The 17,143-nt window shown below is 63.3% G+C and carries 18 protein-coding genes; 10 read left to right on the forward strand and 8 right to left on the reverse strand.

What is annotated here, in order from left to right:
• Positions 1–2 precede the first annotated feature (2 nt).
• The 3 genes from NLY37_RS16345 to NLY37_RS16355 form a co-directional block, all read right to left on the reverse strand.
• The gene (locus NLY37_RS16345; RefSeq protein WP_023741041.1) at positions 3–389 is read right to left on the reverse strand and encodes a type II toxin-antitoxin system VapC family toxin; all 387 of its coding nucleotides are present in this window, start codon (positions 387–389) and stop codon (positions 3–5) included.
• A complete protein-coding gene (locus NLY37_RS16350; protein WP_023711113.1) occupies positions 386–631 on the reverse strand; it encodes an antitoxin in 246 nt (81 codons plus the stop codon). The genes NLY37_RS16345 and NLY37_RS16350 overlap by 4 nt, the downstream gene beginning before the upstream one ends.
• Positions 632–695: 64 nt before the next feature.
• Entirely contained in the window at positions 696–1,784 is a 1,089-nt protein-coding gene (locus NLY37_RS16355; RefSeq protein ID WP_023741040.1) for a hypothetical protein, read from the reverse strand.
• Positions 1,785–1,884: 100 nt separating this feature from the next.
• Here NLY37_RS16355 and NLY37_RS16360 point away from each other — a divergent pair, with 100 nt between their 5' ends.
• The 5 genes from NLY37_RS16360 (at position 1,885) to NLY37_RS16380 (ending at position 5,521) form a co-directional block, all read left to right on the forward strand.
• The gene (locus NLY37_RS16360; protein ID WP_023683648.1) at positions 1,885–2,313 is read left to right on the forward strand and encodes a DsrE family protein; all 429 of its coding nucleotides are present in this window, start codon (positions 1,885–1,887) and stop codon (positions 2,311–2,313) included.
• Positions 2,314–2,386: 73 nt separating this feature from the next.
• Entirely contained in the window at positions 2,387–3,166 is a 780-nt protein-coding gene (locus NLY37_RS16365) for an SDR family NAD(P)-dependent oxidoreductase (protein WP_023741039.1), read from the forward strand.
• 79 nt (positions 3,167–3,245) lie between these two features.
• Positions 3,246–3,554 carry a putative quinol monooxygenase gene (locus NLY37_RS16370; RefSeq protein WP_023691624.1) on the forward strand — a complete coding sequence of 103 codons (309 nt, stop codon included), beginning with the start codon at positions 3,246–3,248 and terminating at the stop codon, positions 3,552–3,554.
• Positions 3,555–3,634: 80 nt separating this feature from the next.
• Positions 3,635–4,723, forward strand: coding sequence for an AbrB family transcriptional regulator (locus tag NLY37_RS16375; protein WP_023741038.1), 1,089 nt, complete (start codon positions 3,635–3,637; stop codon positions 4,721–4,723).
• Between the two features lie 45 nt (positions 4,724–4,768).
• Positions 4,769–5,521, forward strand: coding sequence for an SDR family NAD(P)-dependent oxidoreductase (locus tag NLY37_RS16380; protein WP_023669968.1), 753 nt, complete (start codon positions 4,769–4,771; stop codon positions 5,519–5,521).
• A 56-nt stretch (positions 5,522–5,577) separates the two neighbouring features.
• Here NLY37_RS16380 and NLY37_RS16385 read toward each other — a convergent pair whose 3' ends face one another.
• Complete coding sequence (locus NLY37_RS16385) at positions 5,578–6,474, reverse strand: LysR family transcriptional regulator (RefSeq protein ID WP_023669967.1); 897 nt, start codon at positions 6,472–6,474, stop codon at positions 5,578–5,580.
• 146 nt (positions 6,475–6,620) lie between these two features.
• Here NLY37_RS16385 and NLY37_RS16390 point away from each other — a divergent pair, with 146 nt between their 5' ends.
• Positions 6,621–8,156 (forward strand): MFS transporter, encoded by a 1,536-nt coding sequence (locus tag NLY37_RS16390; RefSeq protein WP_023741037.1) that lies wholly within the window; start codon positions 6,621–6,623, stop codon positions 8,154–8,156.
• A gap of 10 nt (positions 8,157–8,166) precedes the next feature.
• Here NLY37_RS16390 and NLY37_RS16395 read toward each other — a convergent pair whose 3' ends face one another.
• From NLY37_RS16395 to NLY37_RS16405, 3 genes are read right to left on the reverse strand one after another with little or no spacing between them, the layout of a single operon-like run.
• On the reverse strand, positions 8,167–8,481 hold the full coding sequence (locus NLY37_RS16395) for a nuclear transport factor 2 family protein (RefSeq protein ID WP_031196475.1): 315 nt from the start codon (positions 8,479–8,481) through the stop codon (positions 8,167–8,169).
• Positions 8,481–9,257, reverse strand: a complete 777-nt coding sequence (locus NLY37_RS16400; RefSeq protein ID WP_023741035.1) for an esterase family protein — start codon at positions 9,255–9,257, stop codon at positions 8,481–8,483. Before NLY37_RS16400 ends, NLY37_RS16395 begins: the two co-directional genes overlap by 1 nt.
• 5 nt (positions 9,258–9,262) lie before the next feature.
• Complete coding sequence (locus tag NLY37_RS16405) at positions 9,263–10,429, reverse strand: ATP-grasp domain-containing protein (RefSeq protein WP_023741034.1); 1,167 nt, start codon at positions 10,427–10,429, stop codon at positions 9,263–9,265.
• Between the two features lie 482 nt (positions 10,430–10,911).
• Here NLY37_RS16405 and leuA point away from each other — a divergent pair, with 482 nt between their 5' ends.
• From leuA to NLY37_RS16425, 4 genes are all read left to right on the forward strand, one after another.
• Positions 10,912–12,588, forward strand: coding sequence for a 2-isopropylmalate synthase (gene leuA, locus NLY37_RS16410; RefSeq protein ID WP_023741033.1), 1,677 nt, complete (start codon positions 10,912–10,914; stop codon positions 12,586–12,588).
• A 193-nt stretch (positions 12,589–12,781) separates the two neighbouring features.
• A complete protein-coding gene (locus NLY37_RS16415; RefSeq protein WP_023669961.1) occupies positions 12,782–14,551 on the forward strand; it encodes a tetratricopeptide repeat protein in 1,770 nt (589 codons plus the stop codon).
• A 103-nt stretch (positions 14,552–14,654) separates the two neighbouring features.
• Positions 14,655–15,458, forward strand: coding sequence for an alpha/beta fold hydrolase (locus tag NLY37_RS16420; protein ID WP_023699706.1), 804 nt, complete (start codon positions 14,655–14,657; stop codon positions 15,456–15,458).
• An 84-nt stretch (positions 15,459–15,542) separates the two neighbouring features.
• Entirely contained in the window at positions 15,543–16,160 is a 618-nt protein-coding gene (locus tag NLY37_RS16425; RefSeq protein ID WP_023741032.1) for a hypothetical protein, read from the forward strand.
• Here NLY37_RS16425 and NLY37_RS16430 read toward each other — a convergent pair whose 3' ends face one another.
• On the reverse strand, positions 16,161–17,087 hold the full coding sequence (locus NLY37_RS16430) for a metallophosphoesterase family protein (RefSeq protein ID WP_023683636.1): 927 nt from the start codon (positions 17,085–17,087) through the stop codon (positions 16,161–16,163). It abuts the gene before it with no gap.
• Positions 17,088–17,143 lie beyond the last annotated feature (56 nt).

The raw sequence follows: 17,143 nt of genomic DNA on the forward strand, positions 1-17,143 counted from the left end.
AGTTACCACGTTTCGATAGTGAGATCTTTGATCCGCTCGAATTCCCGGATATTGCGGGTTATCAGCGTGAGGTCCCGAGCACGTGCCTGCCCGCCAATCAGCGCATCGTAGGGACCAATCGGGGTTCCCAGTGCCGCAAGCCCAGCACGAATCTCACCGGCATGTCTCGCGTCGTCTCGGTCGAATTCAAGTACCGGGAACTGCAAAGCTTCGATGCGCGCCAGATTTTGGACCTTTCGCTGGCTCTTTTCAGCGCCGTAGTACAGCTCATGCAAAACGACCGCCGAGAGAGCAAAGTCTTGTGGTGCATGCCGTTTGAGCAAAGCCAGCAGACCCTCGTCGCCCGAGATGATCGCTATGACGGCATTGGTGTCGAGCAGGTAGGTCACTTAAAGAGGTCATCCAAAGCAGGTCGATCCTGACCATCCTGACGCTCCAGCGCTCCCTGGGCGAAATCGTCGTCAACCGGTCCGATGACCTGGTCGAGCCATGCCCAATCCTGCGCAAGCGGCTCCAAGATGACAGTTTGCCCATGACGACGGATCGAAACCTCGTCTGCCTCGAACCGAAACTCCTTAGGCAAGCGCACAGCTTGTGACCGGCCTGACCAGAACACCTTTGCCTTGTCCATGTGCATCCTCAAATGAGATATAGCAAAGATATATACCATGGTAGCGTCATAGACAAGATCGAACTCAACGAGTGCAGGCCGACTGCGGCATAGCCTCCAACCGGTAGACCTTGTCATCGGACTTGGTCTTGCCATCCGCCGAGCACAGATCGACAATCGCCAGGCTGCTATTGGGGTTGGCCAGCATGAGGGTGCCGTTGGCGCCGCGCTTGAGGAAGATTTCCTTTTGCGCGATATCGCAGGAAAAGTTGCTCATCTTCGAACTGGCCGCGCAGCGCCATTGATCCGCTTCACCCTGGCAGGAATAGGTCTGCGTGACCTTCGTCCCGTTCTTCCTGGTGGTCACCGAAACGGCGACATCGGAGCCGTCGGGCCAGTTGGCGACATCGCCTGAGGCAAAGGAGGCGAGTTCGACCGGCCCGCGGAAGACCCGGATCGACTGCGTCATCTGGTCGGGATGCGAGGAGAGATGCGCGGCATCGTAATTGCGTCCGAAGCAGAAAGGCTGGTCCGGCTTCAGCCGCTCGCGCAACGGCGCACCCAGCGCCGGATCGATCGGATCGATCTTGGCGAATTCAGCCTGGCAGGTTGCGGCCGGCATCGGCTCGAGGCGGAAATTATCGTCCGCCGAGCCCAGAGCCTGCCGGTCATATTCGGCTTCGCCCAGTTCGTCTTCCGATCCGGCGTCGAGATAGAGATCGGACGAGACGTCGGTGAGGATCAGGCGGCCTTTGTCATCGAGCTTCAGCGACGCCATGGTGCGGTCGCAGTCCATGCCGCAGCGGATCGGACCTGACTTGCCGTCCTCGGACTCGTGATTGCACCAGCCGCCGGCCCATTGCGGCGCCTTGGCGCCGCGCACCGTGGTGGTGAGAAAACCGTTGTAGGAGGTGTCGGCGTTTGCCATCGGCTCCTCGTTCGGATGGCTCACCGGATCATGGCCATAGAGGAAGAAGATCCGCGCCACCTTCTGCTTTGGATGCACCTTGAGGTGCGCCGCATCATAGACGCGGCCGAAACAGGCATCGGCGCCATTCGGGCTGAGTTCGGGTAATTTAAGCACATCGTCGGCCGCGGCCGAACCCGCAAGCGCGCCGAGCAGCACGGCGCCAAATCCAGCGCTGGCAACAACCTTCCACTTCCTGAACGCCATGTGACCCCCTCCTCGCATCGACAGGACGTAACGTGAATTTATGCTAGTATCATGGCCGCAGCCACGCAATTTGCGGGGAGCGCCAAGCCGAGAGGATGCCATGCGTCGACGCGACATGTTCCGGGCCAGCCTTGCCGGTGCCGCCGGCCTGTTCGGGCTGAGCCGGGCCGCCGCCGCTGAAGACAGACCGAAGGTCGCCTATCACCTCAGCGACCTCGATAAGGTCAACTTCGTGCTCGGCAACATCAAGAACCACTATGAAGGCACCGGCGGCAATGTCGACATCGTGTTGGTCGTGCATGGTCCGGCCCTCGCCGGCTTCAAGTCGAAAGGCCTATCGGCGGCGATCTCGGGACGCTTTGCCGGCCTCGTCCAGCAGGGCCTTGAGCCGCATGCCTGCGGCAACACCATGCAAGGCATGGAGATCACGCTTGCCGACCTGCTCGAGGGCTTCCACGCCGCCGACAAGGGCGGCGTCGTCAAGCTCGCCGAACTGCAGCGCCAGGGCTACGCCTATCTCCGGCCCTGAGCCGCCACGGGCTTGAACGTGAAGGCCATGAGAGCCTACGAAGGGTGGCCAAACAGCCCGAAGGAAAGTGCTCATGACCGCGACCACCCTCGTCATCCCCGATCTTGCCGGCAAGGCGGTGCTGGTCACCGGCGCTTCGACCGGCATCGGTGCCGCCCTTGCACTGGCCTACGCCGCCCAGAAATGCCGGGTCGCCCTGCACTACAATTCGAGCCGGGAGGCCGCAGAAACGCTGGCCAAAAACATCCGCGACAGCGGCGGTGAGGTGTTCCTGACACAGGGCGACTTTTCACAGGCAGCCGATGTCGAGCGGGTAGTCGAGGAGAGCGCCGAAAAATTCGGCCGGCTCGACGGGCTGATCAACAATGCCGGCGGCATGCTCGGCCGAGTGCCCTATGCGGAGCAGACCGAGGCGCACTACGACGCGGTGATGGACCTCAACGCCCGCTCGGTGCTGACGGCCTCGCGCAAGGCGATGCCATGGCTGAAGAAGCAGGGCGGCTTCATCGTCAACACCTCGTCGATCGCGGCGCGCAATGGCGCCGGCGGCGGCGCCGGGCTGTACGGTTCGGCCAAGGCCTTTGTCTCCAATGTGACGCGCGGCATGGCCAAGGAACTGATCGGCTTCGGCATCCGCGTCAACGCGGTGGCGCCGGGCACCATCGCGACACCCTTCCATGAGCGCTATTCCACCGACGAGCAGATGAAGGGCATGGTCGCCACCATTCCTCAAGGGCGTGCCGGCACGGCCGAAGACTGCGTCGGCGCTTATCTGTTTCTGTCCTCCGATCTTTTGAGCGGCTACATCACCGGTCAGGTCATCGAGGTGAACGGTGGCCAGTTGATGCCGTGAGCCGGCAATTGCATACTGCGTCTCGAAACCATGCATGTCGTGCGCACGTTTGCTGAGGTTGGAAGAAAGGGGAGAGGCAATGTACGGATTGATCGGAAAGATGCGGGCGGCGCGCGGCCAGCGCGACGCGATCATGGATGTGCTGCTCGCCTCGACCGGCGCCATGCCGGGTTGCCTGAGTTATGTCATCGCCCGCGACCCGGCCGATGCCGACGCGATCTGGGTGACCGAAGTGTGGACCGACGCCGCAAGCCACAAGGCTTCGCTGCAACTGCCGGAGGTCCAGGCAGCGATCGCCAAGGCCCGGCCGATCATCGCCGGCTTCGAATTCCAGGTCGAGACCCATCCGGCCGGCGGTTTCGGCCTGCCCGCCATCAAGAACGAGTGACATCCCAACGCGGGGTCGGGGTCGTGAATTTAGTCCGAGACAGCGTTCGCATTTTTCTCTTCCAGGTCTAAGACCCAAACATGGACTCTTCGCCAGACCAACCGGCCGTCGAACGCATGGCGCGCATGCGTCCGGTTCGGCAGTGGGTGGTGCTGCTGATCGTCTCGCTGCTGTTCGCCGGCGCGCTGGAATACGCCGCACTGCCGGCGGCGCTGCTGATCGGCCCGATGCTGGCGGCGATCCTTGCCGGCACCAATGGCGCCACGGTGCGCGTGCCGCGGCCGCTGTTCGCCGCCGCCCAGGCCTTGGTCGGCTGTCTGGTCGCGGCGTCGATCTCCACCGACATTTTTTCGGTGTTCTACAAGGAATGGCCGCTGGTCCTTGTCGTGGTGCTGGCGACCCTTGCGGCGTCCAGCCTGCTTGGCTGGTTGATCAGCCGCTGGCGCATCCTGCCCGGCACCACCGCGGTCTGGGGCTCGTCGCCGGGTGCTGCCACTGCCATGGTGCTGATGGCCGGTGCCTTCGGCGCCGATCAGCGCCTCGTCGCCTTCATGCAGTATCTGCGCGTCATCTTCGTCTCGATGACGGCGGCGCTCGTCGCCAAGATGTGGGTCGACACGTCGGGCATCGAGGTACCAGCCATCGTCTGGTTCCCGCTGATCGAACCGGCAGCCTTTGCCGCCACGCTCGGCGTGGCGCTGGTCGGCGGCCTGCTTGGCCGGTTGTGCCGGCTGCCGTCACCCTTCTTCCTCGGCACTTTCATCTTTGGCACCATAGTCCATCTCGGCTTCGGCGCGGCGATGCAATTGCCGCCATGGCTGCTGGCGCTCTCCTATGCGATGGTCGGCTGGTCGATAGGGCTGAATTTTACCCGGGCGATCCTGCGTCATGCGACACGGGCGCTGCCGCAGATCGTCGGCTCTATCGTCGTGCTGATCGCCTTTTGCGGCGGGCTAGCCTGGCTGATCAGCCACGTCCTTGGTATCGATCCGCTGACCGCCTATCTCGCGACCAGCCCCGGCGGCATGGACAGCGTCGCCATCATTGCCGCCGCCGCGCAGAACGTCGACATATCCTTCGTCATGGCCTTGCAGTCGACCCGCTTCCTGGTCGTGCTCATCGCCGGGCCGAGCATAGCGCGGCTGGTGGCGAGAGCCGTCAGGGACTGAGATTCAAATATCAAGGGAAGAGGAAAAGTGCCCATGAAACGTCGTGTGAATGCCGTCGATCTCTCAGGCCGGGTCGCCGTGGTGACCGGCGGCGCGCAAGGCATCGGCCTTGCTGTCGCCCGGCGACTGCTGTCATCGGGCGCCAGCGTCGCCATCTGGGATGTGGACGAGACCGCCATGGCGAAGGCCGTTTCCGAACTCGCCCCGCTCGGCCGGGTCGAGGGTTTGCTGTGCGATCAATCGCTGATGGAGGCCGTCGACAGCGCCGCGACCGAAACCGAGCGCTCGCTTGGTCCGGTCGATCTGCTGGTAAACAATGCCGGCATCGCCGGACCGGCAGCGACGGTGGCGGATTATGATCCTGCCGCCTGGCGCCAGATAATCGACATCGACCTCAACGGCGTCTTCTACTGCTGCAAGCGCCTGGTGCCCGGCATGATCGCGCGCAGCTACGGCCGCATCGTCAACATCGCCTCGGTCGCAGGCAAGGAAGGCAATCCGAATGCCGCCGCCTATTCCGCCGCCAAGGCCGGCGTGCTCGCGCTGACAAAATCGCTCGGTAAGGAACTGGCCGGCCACGACATCGCCGTCAACGCGCTGACCCCATCGCCCGCCCGCACCCGCATCCTCGAACAGCTCACTGAGGCCCAGGTCGCCTACATGCTGGGCAAGGTGCCGCGAGGCCGGTTCGTCGAAGTCGAAGAGGCGGCTGCGATGATCGCCTTCATGCTATCGGACGAAAATTCCTTCACCACCGGCGCGACCTTCGACCTGTCCGGCGGCCGCGCCACCTACTGAGAAGCAGAGCTATTCCTCGCTGTCTTCGTTATCGCCGTCGGCCGCGAAGGACTAATTCAAGAGCCGCTCAGCGTCGCGGCAAGCCGGTCGGGAAGGAAATCGACGAAGGCGCGAACCTTCGGCGACAAATGACGATTGGACGGCCACAACAACCGGAACTGGCCGCGGCCGTCGACATGGTCGTCCAGCACCGTGCGCAGCAGGCCGTCACGCAGCGCCTCGCGGACCAGGAAATCGGGCATCGAGCTGATGCCGAGCCCGGCCATCGTGGCGCCCTTCAGCGCCTCCGTGTTGTTGCAGGTCAGCATCGAGCGGACCTGCGGCTCGGCGCTGCCGCCGATGAACGGCCAGCCTTGCAGCTTGCCGCTGTTGGGAAAGCGGAAGCGGATGCCGTAATGGTTCACGAGATCGTCCGGGCGGCTCGGGTTGCCGTGCTGCTCGATATAGGAGGGTGCCGCACACAACAGCAGCCGGAAGGGTGCAAGCGGCCGCGCCACCAGGCGCGAATCCGGCAGGTCGCCGCTGCGGATCGCGATGTCGACGCCTTCGTCGATGAGGTCGACGATGCGGTCGTTAAAGTCGATGTCGAGTTCGATTTCGGGATAGCGCGCCATGAACTCGGACAGCACCGGGAACAGCAAATGATAGGTCACGATCGGCGTCGAAACGCGCAGCCGCCCATGCGGTGTTTCGCGGCTCCGCGACAGCATCGCCTCGGCATCGTCGATGTCGTCGAGGATGCGCCGCACCCGCTCGTTGAACAGCTTGCCCTCTTCGGTCAGGCCGATGCGGCGCGTGCTGCGCTGAAGCAACCTGACGCCGAGATCCTGCTCGAGCCTGGCGACGCTCTTGCCGACGGCCGATGCCGAGATGCCGAGCGTGCGGCCCGCAGCGATGAAGCTGCCGAACTCAGCCGTGCGGGCAAAGGCCAGGAGCCCATTGAGGCGTTCCATCGCATCTCTCCATTCGAGCGTTTCAGTCCGGTATATCTGGAGATTTAACACTATTTTTCTCGAAGTGTCGCGAGCCTATCTTCCCGTTACGACCGGCGCAGCAAGCTTGCGGCAGGCCGGCGGATCCTGGTTCAGATAGGAAATCCATGACCTCGAAGACCACAAACGGCGCGGTCGCGCCATGGCTTGTCCTGTTGTCGGTATGCCTTGCCGCCATGACAATGCCCTTGACCTTCACCGGCCCGGCCGTCGCGCTTTCCCGCATTGCGGCCGACCTCGGCGGCAGCCCGATCGCGCTCAACTGGGTGACCAACGCCTTCATGCTGACCTTCGCCGCCACCTTGATGGCATCAGGCGCGCTGGCCGACAATCATGGCCGCAAGCGGCTCTTCCTTGTTGGCCTCGCCACCTATGTGCTGGCATCGCTGGGATCGATGTTTGCCCCTGATATCGTCTGGTTCGATGTGCTCAGGGCTGCGCAAGGGCTCGGCAGTGCCGCCGCCTTTGCCGGCGGCGCCTCCGCTCTTGCCCAGGAATTCGATGGGCCATTGCGGCTGCGCGCCTTCTCCTTCCTCGGCACCAGTTTCGGCATCGGCCTCGCTTTTGGGCCGATCGCGTCGGGCCTGCTCATAGATGCTTTCGGCTGGCGATCGATCTTCGTCTTGGTGGCAGTGCTCGCGATTGCAGCCGCTTTGCTCGGCCTGCGCACCATCAGGGAATCGCGCGATCCGGATGCGACCGGCCTCGACTGGGCGGGAGCCGGCACCTTTACGATCGCGCTGGCATCGCTGACCTACGGCGTGCTGCAAGCGCCGCAGAGCGGCTGGACCGATCCCCTGGTGATCGCGCTTCTCGTGGCGGCCGCCCTTTGCTTTGCCGCTTTCGTCGTCGTCGAGCGGCGCGTGCGCCGGCCGATGCTCGATCTCTCGCTGTTCCGCTTTCCCCGCTTCGTCGGCGTCCAGTTCCTGGCGGCCGCTCCCGCCTATGGCTTCGTCGTCCTGCTGGTGCTGTTGCCGATCCGCTTCATCGGCATCGAGGGGATGAGCGAGATCAAGGCGGGGCAGTTGATGATCTGCCTGTCGGGACCGCTGTTGATCCTGCCACTGCTCGCCGGCCAGGTAGCGCGCTGGATCGCTCCGGCAACGATCTGCGGTGTCGGCCTGCTTGTGGCCGCCGGCGGCCTTGTCTGGCTGAGCCTGACACCGCCTGTCGCCGCAGCGCTGGTGGCGCCGCTGATCCTCATCGGCGTCGGCATCGCCTTGCCCTGGGGGCTGATGGACGGACTTGCCGTCGGCGTCGTGCCGAAAGAGCGTGCCGGCATGGCGGTCGGCATCTTCAACACCACCCGCGTCGCTTGCGAAGGCGTGGCGCTGGCGATCGTCATGGCAGTCCTGTCGGGTTTCACGGCAGCCCAACTGGCGGCTCAGGGAACGGCGTCTTCCCTGGATGCAACCGCCGCCGCGCAGCTGCTGGTGACCGGCAACATCGGCGAAGCGGCAGCCCGCTTGCCGGGTGCCGGAGCCACGGTCCTGGTCCAGGCCTATGAGATCGCGTTCGACAGGCTGCTGATCGTGCTGGCGGCAATCACCATCGTCACCGCCCTTGTCGTCTTTCTCGGCTTGCGCCGTGGATCGGCGGTGGAACACGAGTCCATTGCTCTGCCGGTTTGCCAGGAAGGTTAGCTGAGCCGCGTCAGGAGATGACGAGGCTCGCTATGCGGTGGCCGTCCAGCACGAAGGTCATGTCACCCTCGCCGTTGAAGCCATTGCCTTTCACGGCAATGCGGACGCGGTAGCTGCCCTCGACCTCGGCGATGCGGACAATGCGAAGATTGGAATTCACGCCGATATTGTCCGACTGGTTCCAGCGCGCGATCTGCTGGCGGCCTTGGAAGGACCGCCCCCAGTCGGTCAGGGACGCGTCGGCTGTGAACGTGTGGAGAACGGCTTCGCTATCACCCGCATTGGTGGCCTCGATAAAGCGGCGGATAGGTTCGGGTGTGGTCATCAATCGAGCCGGTGCATCAGATCATCATCCAGCCAGCGGCCGAAGAAATAGACCAGCTGCTTGTGCCACCATGGCCAGTCATGACTGACATCGCCGCCCCAATAGTCGACCCAGGCGGGAATGGATTTGTCGCGCAGGATCTGTTCCAGCCTGCGGGTCTCGACCAGCATCCGCTCTTCCCAGGCGCCCTGCCCGCAGCAGAAGATCATCCTCAGCGACTTCAGCCGGGCAAGCAGCTTTGGGTCTACGGTGCCGGGCAGATAGTCGAGCGGTGAATTGTAGAAGATATCACCTTCCAGCGCCTTGCCGAAGAAGTCGCCCGCCGAATAGACGCCCGACAGCGCGATGACGCCGCTGGCGAGTTCGGGAAAGCGAAAGACGAAGTTCGTGGAATGATAACCGCCCATCGAACAGCCGGTGAACAGCGGCTTTAATTTGCGCCCGCCATTGGCTTGCTCGGCGGTCGCCAGAAACTCCGGCAGCGCCTCCTCGCGCACATATCGGAAATAAGCCTCGTGGCGACCGATGCGGTGGGCGACGCCGGCATGCTTGTTGAAGAACGATTCCGAATCGACGCCGTCGACCGCAAACAGCTGGATGCGGCCGGTATCGATGAATTCGGCCAGCGCTCCAACCCCGCCGGAATCCTCGAACTGGTAGAACCGCCCCTGCGACGTCGGGAACACCACCACCGGCCGGCCGGCATGGCCGTAGCGCTTGTATTCCATGTCGCGGCCGAGATTGCCGGAGAAACCCTTGTGATAGGAGATGTCCATCGCCTCTAAGCCTTTTCCGCGTGGATGTAGGCGACGGCCGCGCGCAGCTCTCTCTCGTCCTTCGAGCGCATCTGATAGGCGTAATTTCCCATGGCGCGGCTGAAAACATTTTCTATCGGCTGATGATGGACGATCTTGTCGCGATGCGCGGCTAGCACGTCCTCATGGCTGTGCAAATAGTGGAGGTGCTGCTTGCGGCTGGCATAAGCGGTGAAATACTTGCCCTCATAAGGACCACCGGCGGCATCCTTCACCACCATGTCCGCCCAGGCCGCGTAGACGTCGATGTCGAACGTGTAGTTGATCGCATCGGTCATCCAGGCGCCGGGCGGCCGCATGTTGACCTCAAGCGCGATGACGCGGTCGTCCTTGGTTTCGAACAGCTCGATGTGGAAGAAGCGCTCGCGCACGTCGAACGCCTTGAGGATTTTGCGGCCGGCCTCTTCGATCGCCGGTCGGACCTTGGGAAAGCAGGTGTAGCTCATGTGGCGATCCTTGTTGACCACTTCCATGATGCTCTGGTCGTAGCGGTGGCTGGCCGCCAGCACCACCTCGCCGTCACGGTTGACCAGCCCATCGAAGGTCACCACCAGCCCCTCGATGAATTGCTCCATGACGAAGGTCACGTCCTCGGGCTTGTCTCTGAAGAACTGGTCAAGCTCCCTGGCGTTGGAAATCTTGAAGGTGTTCGAGGCGCCGGACCCGGAATCGGGCTTCACCACCACGGGATAGCCGACGCGGCGGATGAAGGTCATGGCGCCGGCCCGGTCGGAGCATTTGCGCTGGGCGATGGTGTCGACGCCGCTCTTGCGGAAGAATGCACGCATGCGGCTCTTGCGCTTCAAATTCTTCACGAAATCGAGCTTGGTGCCGTAGATGTTGAAGTCGGTGCGGATGTTGGCTTCCAGCTCCAGCCAATGCTCGTTGAGTGACTCGAAGCGCTCGATCCGGCCCCATTTGTGGATGAAATGACCCACGGCCCGGAACACCGGATCGTAGTCCTCCATGTCGGCGATGCGGTAATATTCCGACAGGGCCACCTTCAGCTTCCCGTCCAGCGCCTCATAAGGCGCATCGCCAATGCCCAGCACCGTAGCGCCGGCCTTTTTCAGCCGGTCGCAGAAATCGGCGCCGTTGGCGGGAAAATGCGGCGAGAAGAAAACAAAATTCACGGATGATCCCTCCGACGGCGAAGCATTGCGGCCTCGGCCACACGCAAGTCTGGCGCATTTGCCGCGCATGGGGAAGAGTGCTCGCGAGTGGTGGAATGGCAGCCCACTTGCCTGTCCATGGCGGCTCCTGTATGAACCCCGCCATGAACACGCGCGTCTCCTCCGTCGCTTCCCGTCCGACCGGCTTTGCCGGCGAGACCGTGCGCGCGCTGGCATCGACCCTGCTTCTTCTCGGCCTTATCGGCGATCGCCGGGTTCGCTGAAGGAGCGCCCGGCGGTCGAACCGCCGCTTACGCGCACGCTCCTTGGCCAGTTCAGAAATTGGCAATTCACATCAAGCGAACGAAAATCTGATAAGGCGCTGCTCGCCCTGGAATCCGTCCGAAGACCGATCCGCGAGCCGCCGGGAGAACAAGACGATGAACGCACGAGAAGACATCCGCGCCGGCGAAGCCGAAAGCGTAAAACGCGCGGCCGGCCACATGCCGGGCGCGGCCCGAAAATACCAGCCCTACCCGACGGTCGGTCTCACCGACCGCACCTGGCCCAACAAGGTCATCGACAAGGCACCGATCTGGTGTTCGGTCGATTTGCGCGACGGCAACCAGGCGCTGATCGATCCGATGGGTCATGAGCGCAAGGCGCGCATGTTCGCCCTGTTGCTCGACATGGGCTTCAAGGAGATCGAGATCGGTTTCCCCTCGGCCTCGCAGACCGATTTCGATTTCGCCCGCTGGTGCATCGAGGAAGGCAATGTGCCGGCTGATGTTTCGCTACAGGTGCTGGTGCAGTGCCGTCCCGAACTCATCACCCGCACCTTCGAATCTCTGAAGGGCGCCACCAACCCGATCGTGCATTTCTACAATTCGACCAGCGAGTTGCAGCGTCGCGTCGTCTTCGAGAAGGATGTCGGCGGTATCAAGCGCATCGCCACCGACGCGGCCAAGATGATCACCGACATGGCGGCCAAGGCCGGCGGCGGTTATCGCTTCGAATATTCGCCGGAGAGCTTTACCGGCACCGAACTCGACGTGGCGCTGGAGATCTGCAACGCCGTCACCGAGATCGTCAGGCCGACGCCCGACAACAAGCTGATCATCAACCTGCCCTCGACGGTCGAGATGTCGACGCCCAACATCTACGCCGACCGTATCGAGTGGATGTGCCGTAACCTCGACAACCGTGAAAACTTGTTGATCTCGCTGCATCCCCACAATGACCGCGGCACCGGCATCGCCACCACCGAGCTCGGCCTGATGGCGGGTGCGGACCGCGTCGAAGGCACGCTGTTCGGCAATGGCGAGCGCACCGGCAATGTCGACATCGTGACGCTGGCGCTCAACATGTACACGCAAGGCGTCGATCCCCAACTGGATTGCTCGGACATCAACCGGATGAAGGACGTCTACGAATATTCCAACCAGCTGAAGATATCCGAACGCCATCCTTATGTCGGTGAACTGGTCTACACCGCCTTTTCCGGCTCGCACCAGGACGCCATCAACAAGGGCATGAAGGCCTTGAAGAAGGCCAACACGCCGGTCTGGGAAGTGCCCTATCTGCCGATCGATCCGGCCGATGTCGGGCGCAGCTACGAGGCGATCATCCGCATCAACTCACAGTCAGGCAAAGGCGGCATCGCCTATGTACTGCAGGCCGATTACGGCCTCAATCTGCCGCGCAACCTGCAGATCGAGTTCAGCCAGGAGATCCAGGCGATCACCGACGCCGAAGGCAAGGAAGTGCCGGCAAAACGCATCCATGACCGCTTTATCGAAACCTATGTCGACCAGCCCGGCGCACGACTGAAGTTCCTCGACCATCACACCTATCCCGATACCGAGAAAAAGGGCCGGCGCGTGGTCGAGGCGGTGATCCTCGACAACGGCAAGGAGACGACCATCGCCGGCTCCGGCACCGGCCCGATCGACGGCTTCGTCGATGCGCTGTCGCGTCATGTTGGCGTCGACATGTCGGTGCTTGATTATTCCGAACATTCGCTCCAGCGCGGCTCGAACGCCTCGGCGATTTCCTATGTCGAGATGGAATATCCCGGCGGCAAGCTGTTCGGCGCCGGCATCAACACCAACATCGTCGCCGCCTCGCTGGAAGCCGTTGTTTCGGCCGCCAACCGGATAATCGGCCGCAAGGCCGGCTGATATTTTCCCGGGCGCCGAATGTCCGCGGCGCCCGGAAATCCCCCATTTGCCGAGGGAAATTCCGGTCTTTTGTGTCAACCACCGGCAACTATCCGGTGTGTTACGCGATCGCATAACATAAGCATGCTTGTATGGAAGTGCAGGCTCTATATGATTGCGCCTCAACCTGTGCCGACTTCGAGAGGATCGACACTTGCAGCATGCCACGCCTGCCGCCCCCGCAGTGCGCGAGACACTGGAGCGACTGCTCGCCAGCGAAACGTTCGGACGTTCCGAGCGCGCGCGCAAGTTGCTGCGCTATCTTGTTGAGCGCGAGCAGGCCGGCGAAGCCGACAGGCTCAAGGGTTTCTCCATCGCCATGGACGTCTTCGGCAAGGACGGCGATTTCGATTCGTCGACCGACGCCGTTGTCCGGGTGCAGGCAGGCCGGCTGCGCGAACTTCTCCAGCATTATTTCGCCAATGAAGGCATAGCCGAACCGGTTCGCATTGCCATTCCGCGCGGCGGCTACGTGCCGTCCTATGAGCTCAACGCCATACGCCTGCCGGTTGGGCAGGAGCCGCTTGCGGCGGCGGTAGCCGCCTTGCCCGGATCGCCCGACCAGGCGGCTCTTGACGCCGTTCCCGCTGCCGCGACAGCTTCGGGGGTTACAGAACCTGGGCCTTCGCTGGCGCGCCATCTCCAGTTCTTCTGGGTCGCCATGACGCTGGTCATTCTCATGCTGGGCGTGCTCATCCTGCGCCAGGGCAGCGGCGCATTGCTTGCCAGCAGCGATCCTACCGCAGTGGTCGAGACCGCGGGCGTAACGAGCAGCATCGCATCGCCGTCGATGGAGGCCCTGCCCCTCGTCTACATCGCGGTGAAGGCCACCGGCCCCGAGGCCGGCCGCGTCGCCGCTTCGCTGCGCGCCGGCCTTGCCGGTTTCGACACGATCGACTTCATCGGCCGCGACGCCGACAGCAAGCGCGATCCGAGCACCGACCCGACCAGCTTCGTTTTCGATGTCCTGCCGGGACCAATGGCAGGTGACGTGACGCTCGAACTGCAGAGCGTGGCGACCGGCCGCGTGCTTTTGTCCCGCAGTCTGACGGCCGCCGACAGCGCACCTGGCACCGTCGAGGATCGTATCGCCGCCATCCTCAGCTCGACCGTTCCCGCCTCCGGCCCGCTCTACAGCTACATCGAACAGAACGGCATTCAGACCGGGCTGACGAGCTGCCTGATCCTCAACGACAGATACTATCTCGACCAGAGCACCAGGACGCACGAGGCCGCCTATCGCTGCCTGGACAACCTCGCCGGCCAGGGTGCGAAATCGTCGTTGGTCTATTCGGAACTGGCCTCCCTGACCCTTGAGGCCGCCACCGATCATTACGCCTATCCGCCTGGCGCGACGGTCGAACAAGCAATGTCTTTCGCCCATCGCGCCATCCAGATGGGACCGACCAGCCCCTATGCGCACCGCGCCTATGGCTACCTCAATTCGCGCCTCGGCAACACCGAGGAATCGATCCGCTGGATGCGCAAGGCCTATGAGCTCAACCCCTACGACCTCGGCATGGCTGCCGCTTACGGCTATGGCCTGATCTTTGCCGGCAAATATGCCGAGGGAACACCCATCCTGACCCATGCCGTCGAGACGTTCAGCGGCCATCCGACATGGTGGGATTTTGGGCTCTTCGCCGGGCAATTCATGCTGGGCGACATGAACAAGGCCGCGATAGCCAGCGAGTCGCTGCGCACGACGGCGATGAAATCGCATTATCTGGCGGCGCGGCTGATCGGCGCCAAGGCTGCCGGCCGCGAACAGCTGGCAGCCAAGCTTCTGGATGAGCTGACCACCAAATTCCCGAAATTCGCCGCCGATCCGCGCGCGGCCTTCGCCGAGCGCAAATATCCCGCCGATCTGACCGACCGGCTGGTTGAGGCGCTGCGCGCCGCGGGCCTCGGCAACGCCAGCTAGTCTTTCCGGATCGCGAAAACTTTACTGGCCATCGGTCTGGACTGGGAGCAATCCAGCCTCGATTCGAATTTCCTCTCCAGTCTTGCAATAATCGCACATTTTCATGGTCTCATCCCTCTATGTTGCCGAGCGGGGCGCCGGGCCGAAGACGGTCGTCCTGCTGCATGGCTTCGGTGGTTGCCATGATATCTGGCGCGAGGTGACCGCGTCGCTAGGGCCCGATGTCAGGACCTTGGCCTACGATCTTCCGGGACACGGACTGTCTCTCGAATTTCCTGGCAGCGGCCCGGCCAAAACAGCGGCGCGAGCGGTTCTCGCCGATATCGCCGCACGCGGGATAGCAAGGGTGCATGTCGCCGGTCATTCGATGGGCGGCGCGGTCGCCTCCCTGATGGCGCTTGCCGAGCCTGAAAGGATAGGCTCGCTGACGCTTCTGGCGCCGGGCGGTGTTGGCCCCGAGATCAACGGACCGCTGTTGCGCCGCTACGCCGCGGCCGCCGACAGACGGGAAATCCGCGCCTGCCTTGCCGCCATGTCGGGACCGCGAAGCCCGCCGCCCGAACGCATCGTTGGCGTCCTGGCGGACGTACGCCGTCGCCCCGGCCAGTTGCGCAAGCTGATTGAGATATCAGCCGTCATGACCAGGAACGAGCGGCAGGGGGTCATACCCCGCGAACAGCTGGACACCCTCGACATGCCGGTGATGGTGGTTTGGGGAACGGACGATCCGGTGTTGCCCTTTACCCAGGCTGATTGTCTGCCGGCGCATTTTCATATTCATCACGTGCTCGATGCCGGCCATATGCTGGTCGAGGAAGTGCCTGATGTGGTCGCCCAGGCCGTGCGCCGAAACATGGCACGCCGCGGCAGGCGCCTGCGTCCGACATTCGAGGCCGCGGCGAGCTAACTTACTTGCGCCCCGCATCTCGCCAGTGCATTTTGCCGCCGCCTGTGTTAACTCGCAATTAACCATATCAGCGAGGCGACGCCGATGAAGGACACTGGCGAAAACATCACCCCCATCGACACCTCCCGCAAACTGTCCGACGCCGTTCGCGATGTGAAAAATGCCTTCGCCGATCGCGACGATGTCGTGGTCGACATGCGCGAGGCGCACCGGATGCGGCTTGATCTGCTCGCCGCCGAGCTCGCCCCGGTCTTTGCCGACGTGCCCGCCGACATGGACAATTTCGACTTCGTCGTCTCCTCCGGCCTGCAGCCCCGCCTGTGGATCGACGCCGTCAGCCATGTCGCCATGGGGCGCGACCGCCGCACCTACCGCTTTCTCAGGGATACCCGCATCGGCCGCGTCGTGCTCGCCGAATCGACCGATATGAAACCGGTCGCCGATCAGGTCACGCGCTATGTGGCGGAGCGTATCGTCGAGCGCCAGCGCATGATGGAGGGCGGTGTCGAGCCGGCCGTCGCCGACCTGAAACGCGCCGCCGTGCCGGAAGCTGAGCCGCCCTTGCAAGCAGCCGCGCCAGGCAAGAGCTGGTCAACCTTCTTTGCAGGCCTGGGCTTCGTCGCCGCCGGCGCGCTTGTTGGCCTGGCGGTGGCGGCCGCGCTGTTTTGGGATCGCCTGATGGCGATGAAGATCAGCTTCTGATCAACGATCTGGAGGCCTCGGTGTCTGCGCGCCGAGTTCAATGACCTGCAGGTCCGACGGCGGCAAGGCCGGCCCGGTCAGGCCGCGCCGCGTCAGGCGAATCAGCCAATTGCCCTTCTCCCCGTCAATGTCGAGCAGATTGTACTGTGCCGCCGGGTTCTTGCTGCCTGGCGACTGCCCGGCGGCGGCGACGCCGACGACCGGAATCCTGGCGCCGCGCCCGCCAATGAAGAACAGCGACGGCAGATGCGAATGGCCGTGCAGCACGAGTTCGGCGCCATGCCTATGAACGGTCTTGTGGAAGCGGGAGATGCCGAACAGGCGCTTTTGCTGGGCGACGGCGCCGCGCACCGGCGGATGATGGATCATGATCACCCGCAACAGGCCGCGTTTGTTCGTTGCGTCGAGCACTGTCGCCAGCCTTTGCGCCTGACCTTCGAGGAAGAAGCCGTTGGCCATGAACGGCGCCGTGGCGCGCGCCGTCGAAACGCCGATCAGCGCGACATTGCCGCGTACGCGCAGATAGGGAAAAGCGTTGCGGTCGATCGGCGCAGTCACGCCGTCGCCGCTCATCCATGCCGCCCAGGAGCGGCAGACCTTGTCGAAGGCGCCCGGCACATAGGCGTCGTGGTTGCCCGGCACCACCGAGACATCCTCCGGCGAACCCAGCGTCTCAAGCCAGTGCTTGGCCATCTCGATCTCGCCGTCGAGCGCCAGATTGACCAGATCGCCGGTAACGGTGAGGTGGTCGGGTGTGCTCGCCTTCATGTCGGCGACGATGGTGTCGATGACGGCATCGTGCATATGGCGGCGGCGGTTGCGCTGCCAGTTGACGTAGCCGACGACGCGCTTGGACGCGAGTTCGCGATAGGTTACACCGGGAAGCGGCCCCAGATGGACATCGGAAATATGCGCGAGCCTGAACATCCTTCCTTCATAGGCGACGCGCTCCCCGCTTTCCACTCACTGTTTCCTGCCCATCC

The sequence above is a fragment of the Mesorhizobium sp. C395A genome (assembly GCF_030323205.1).
Classification (GTDB): domain Bacteria; phylum Pseudomonadota; class Alphaproteobacteria; order Rhizobiales; family Rhizobiaceae; genus Mesorhizobium.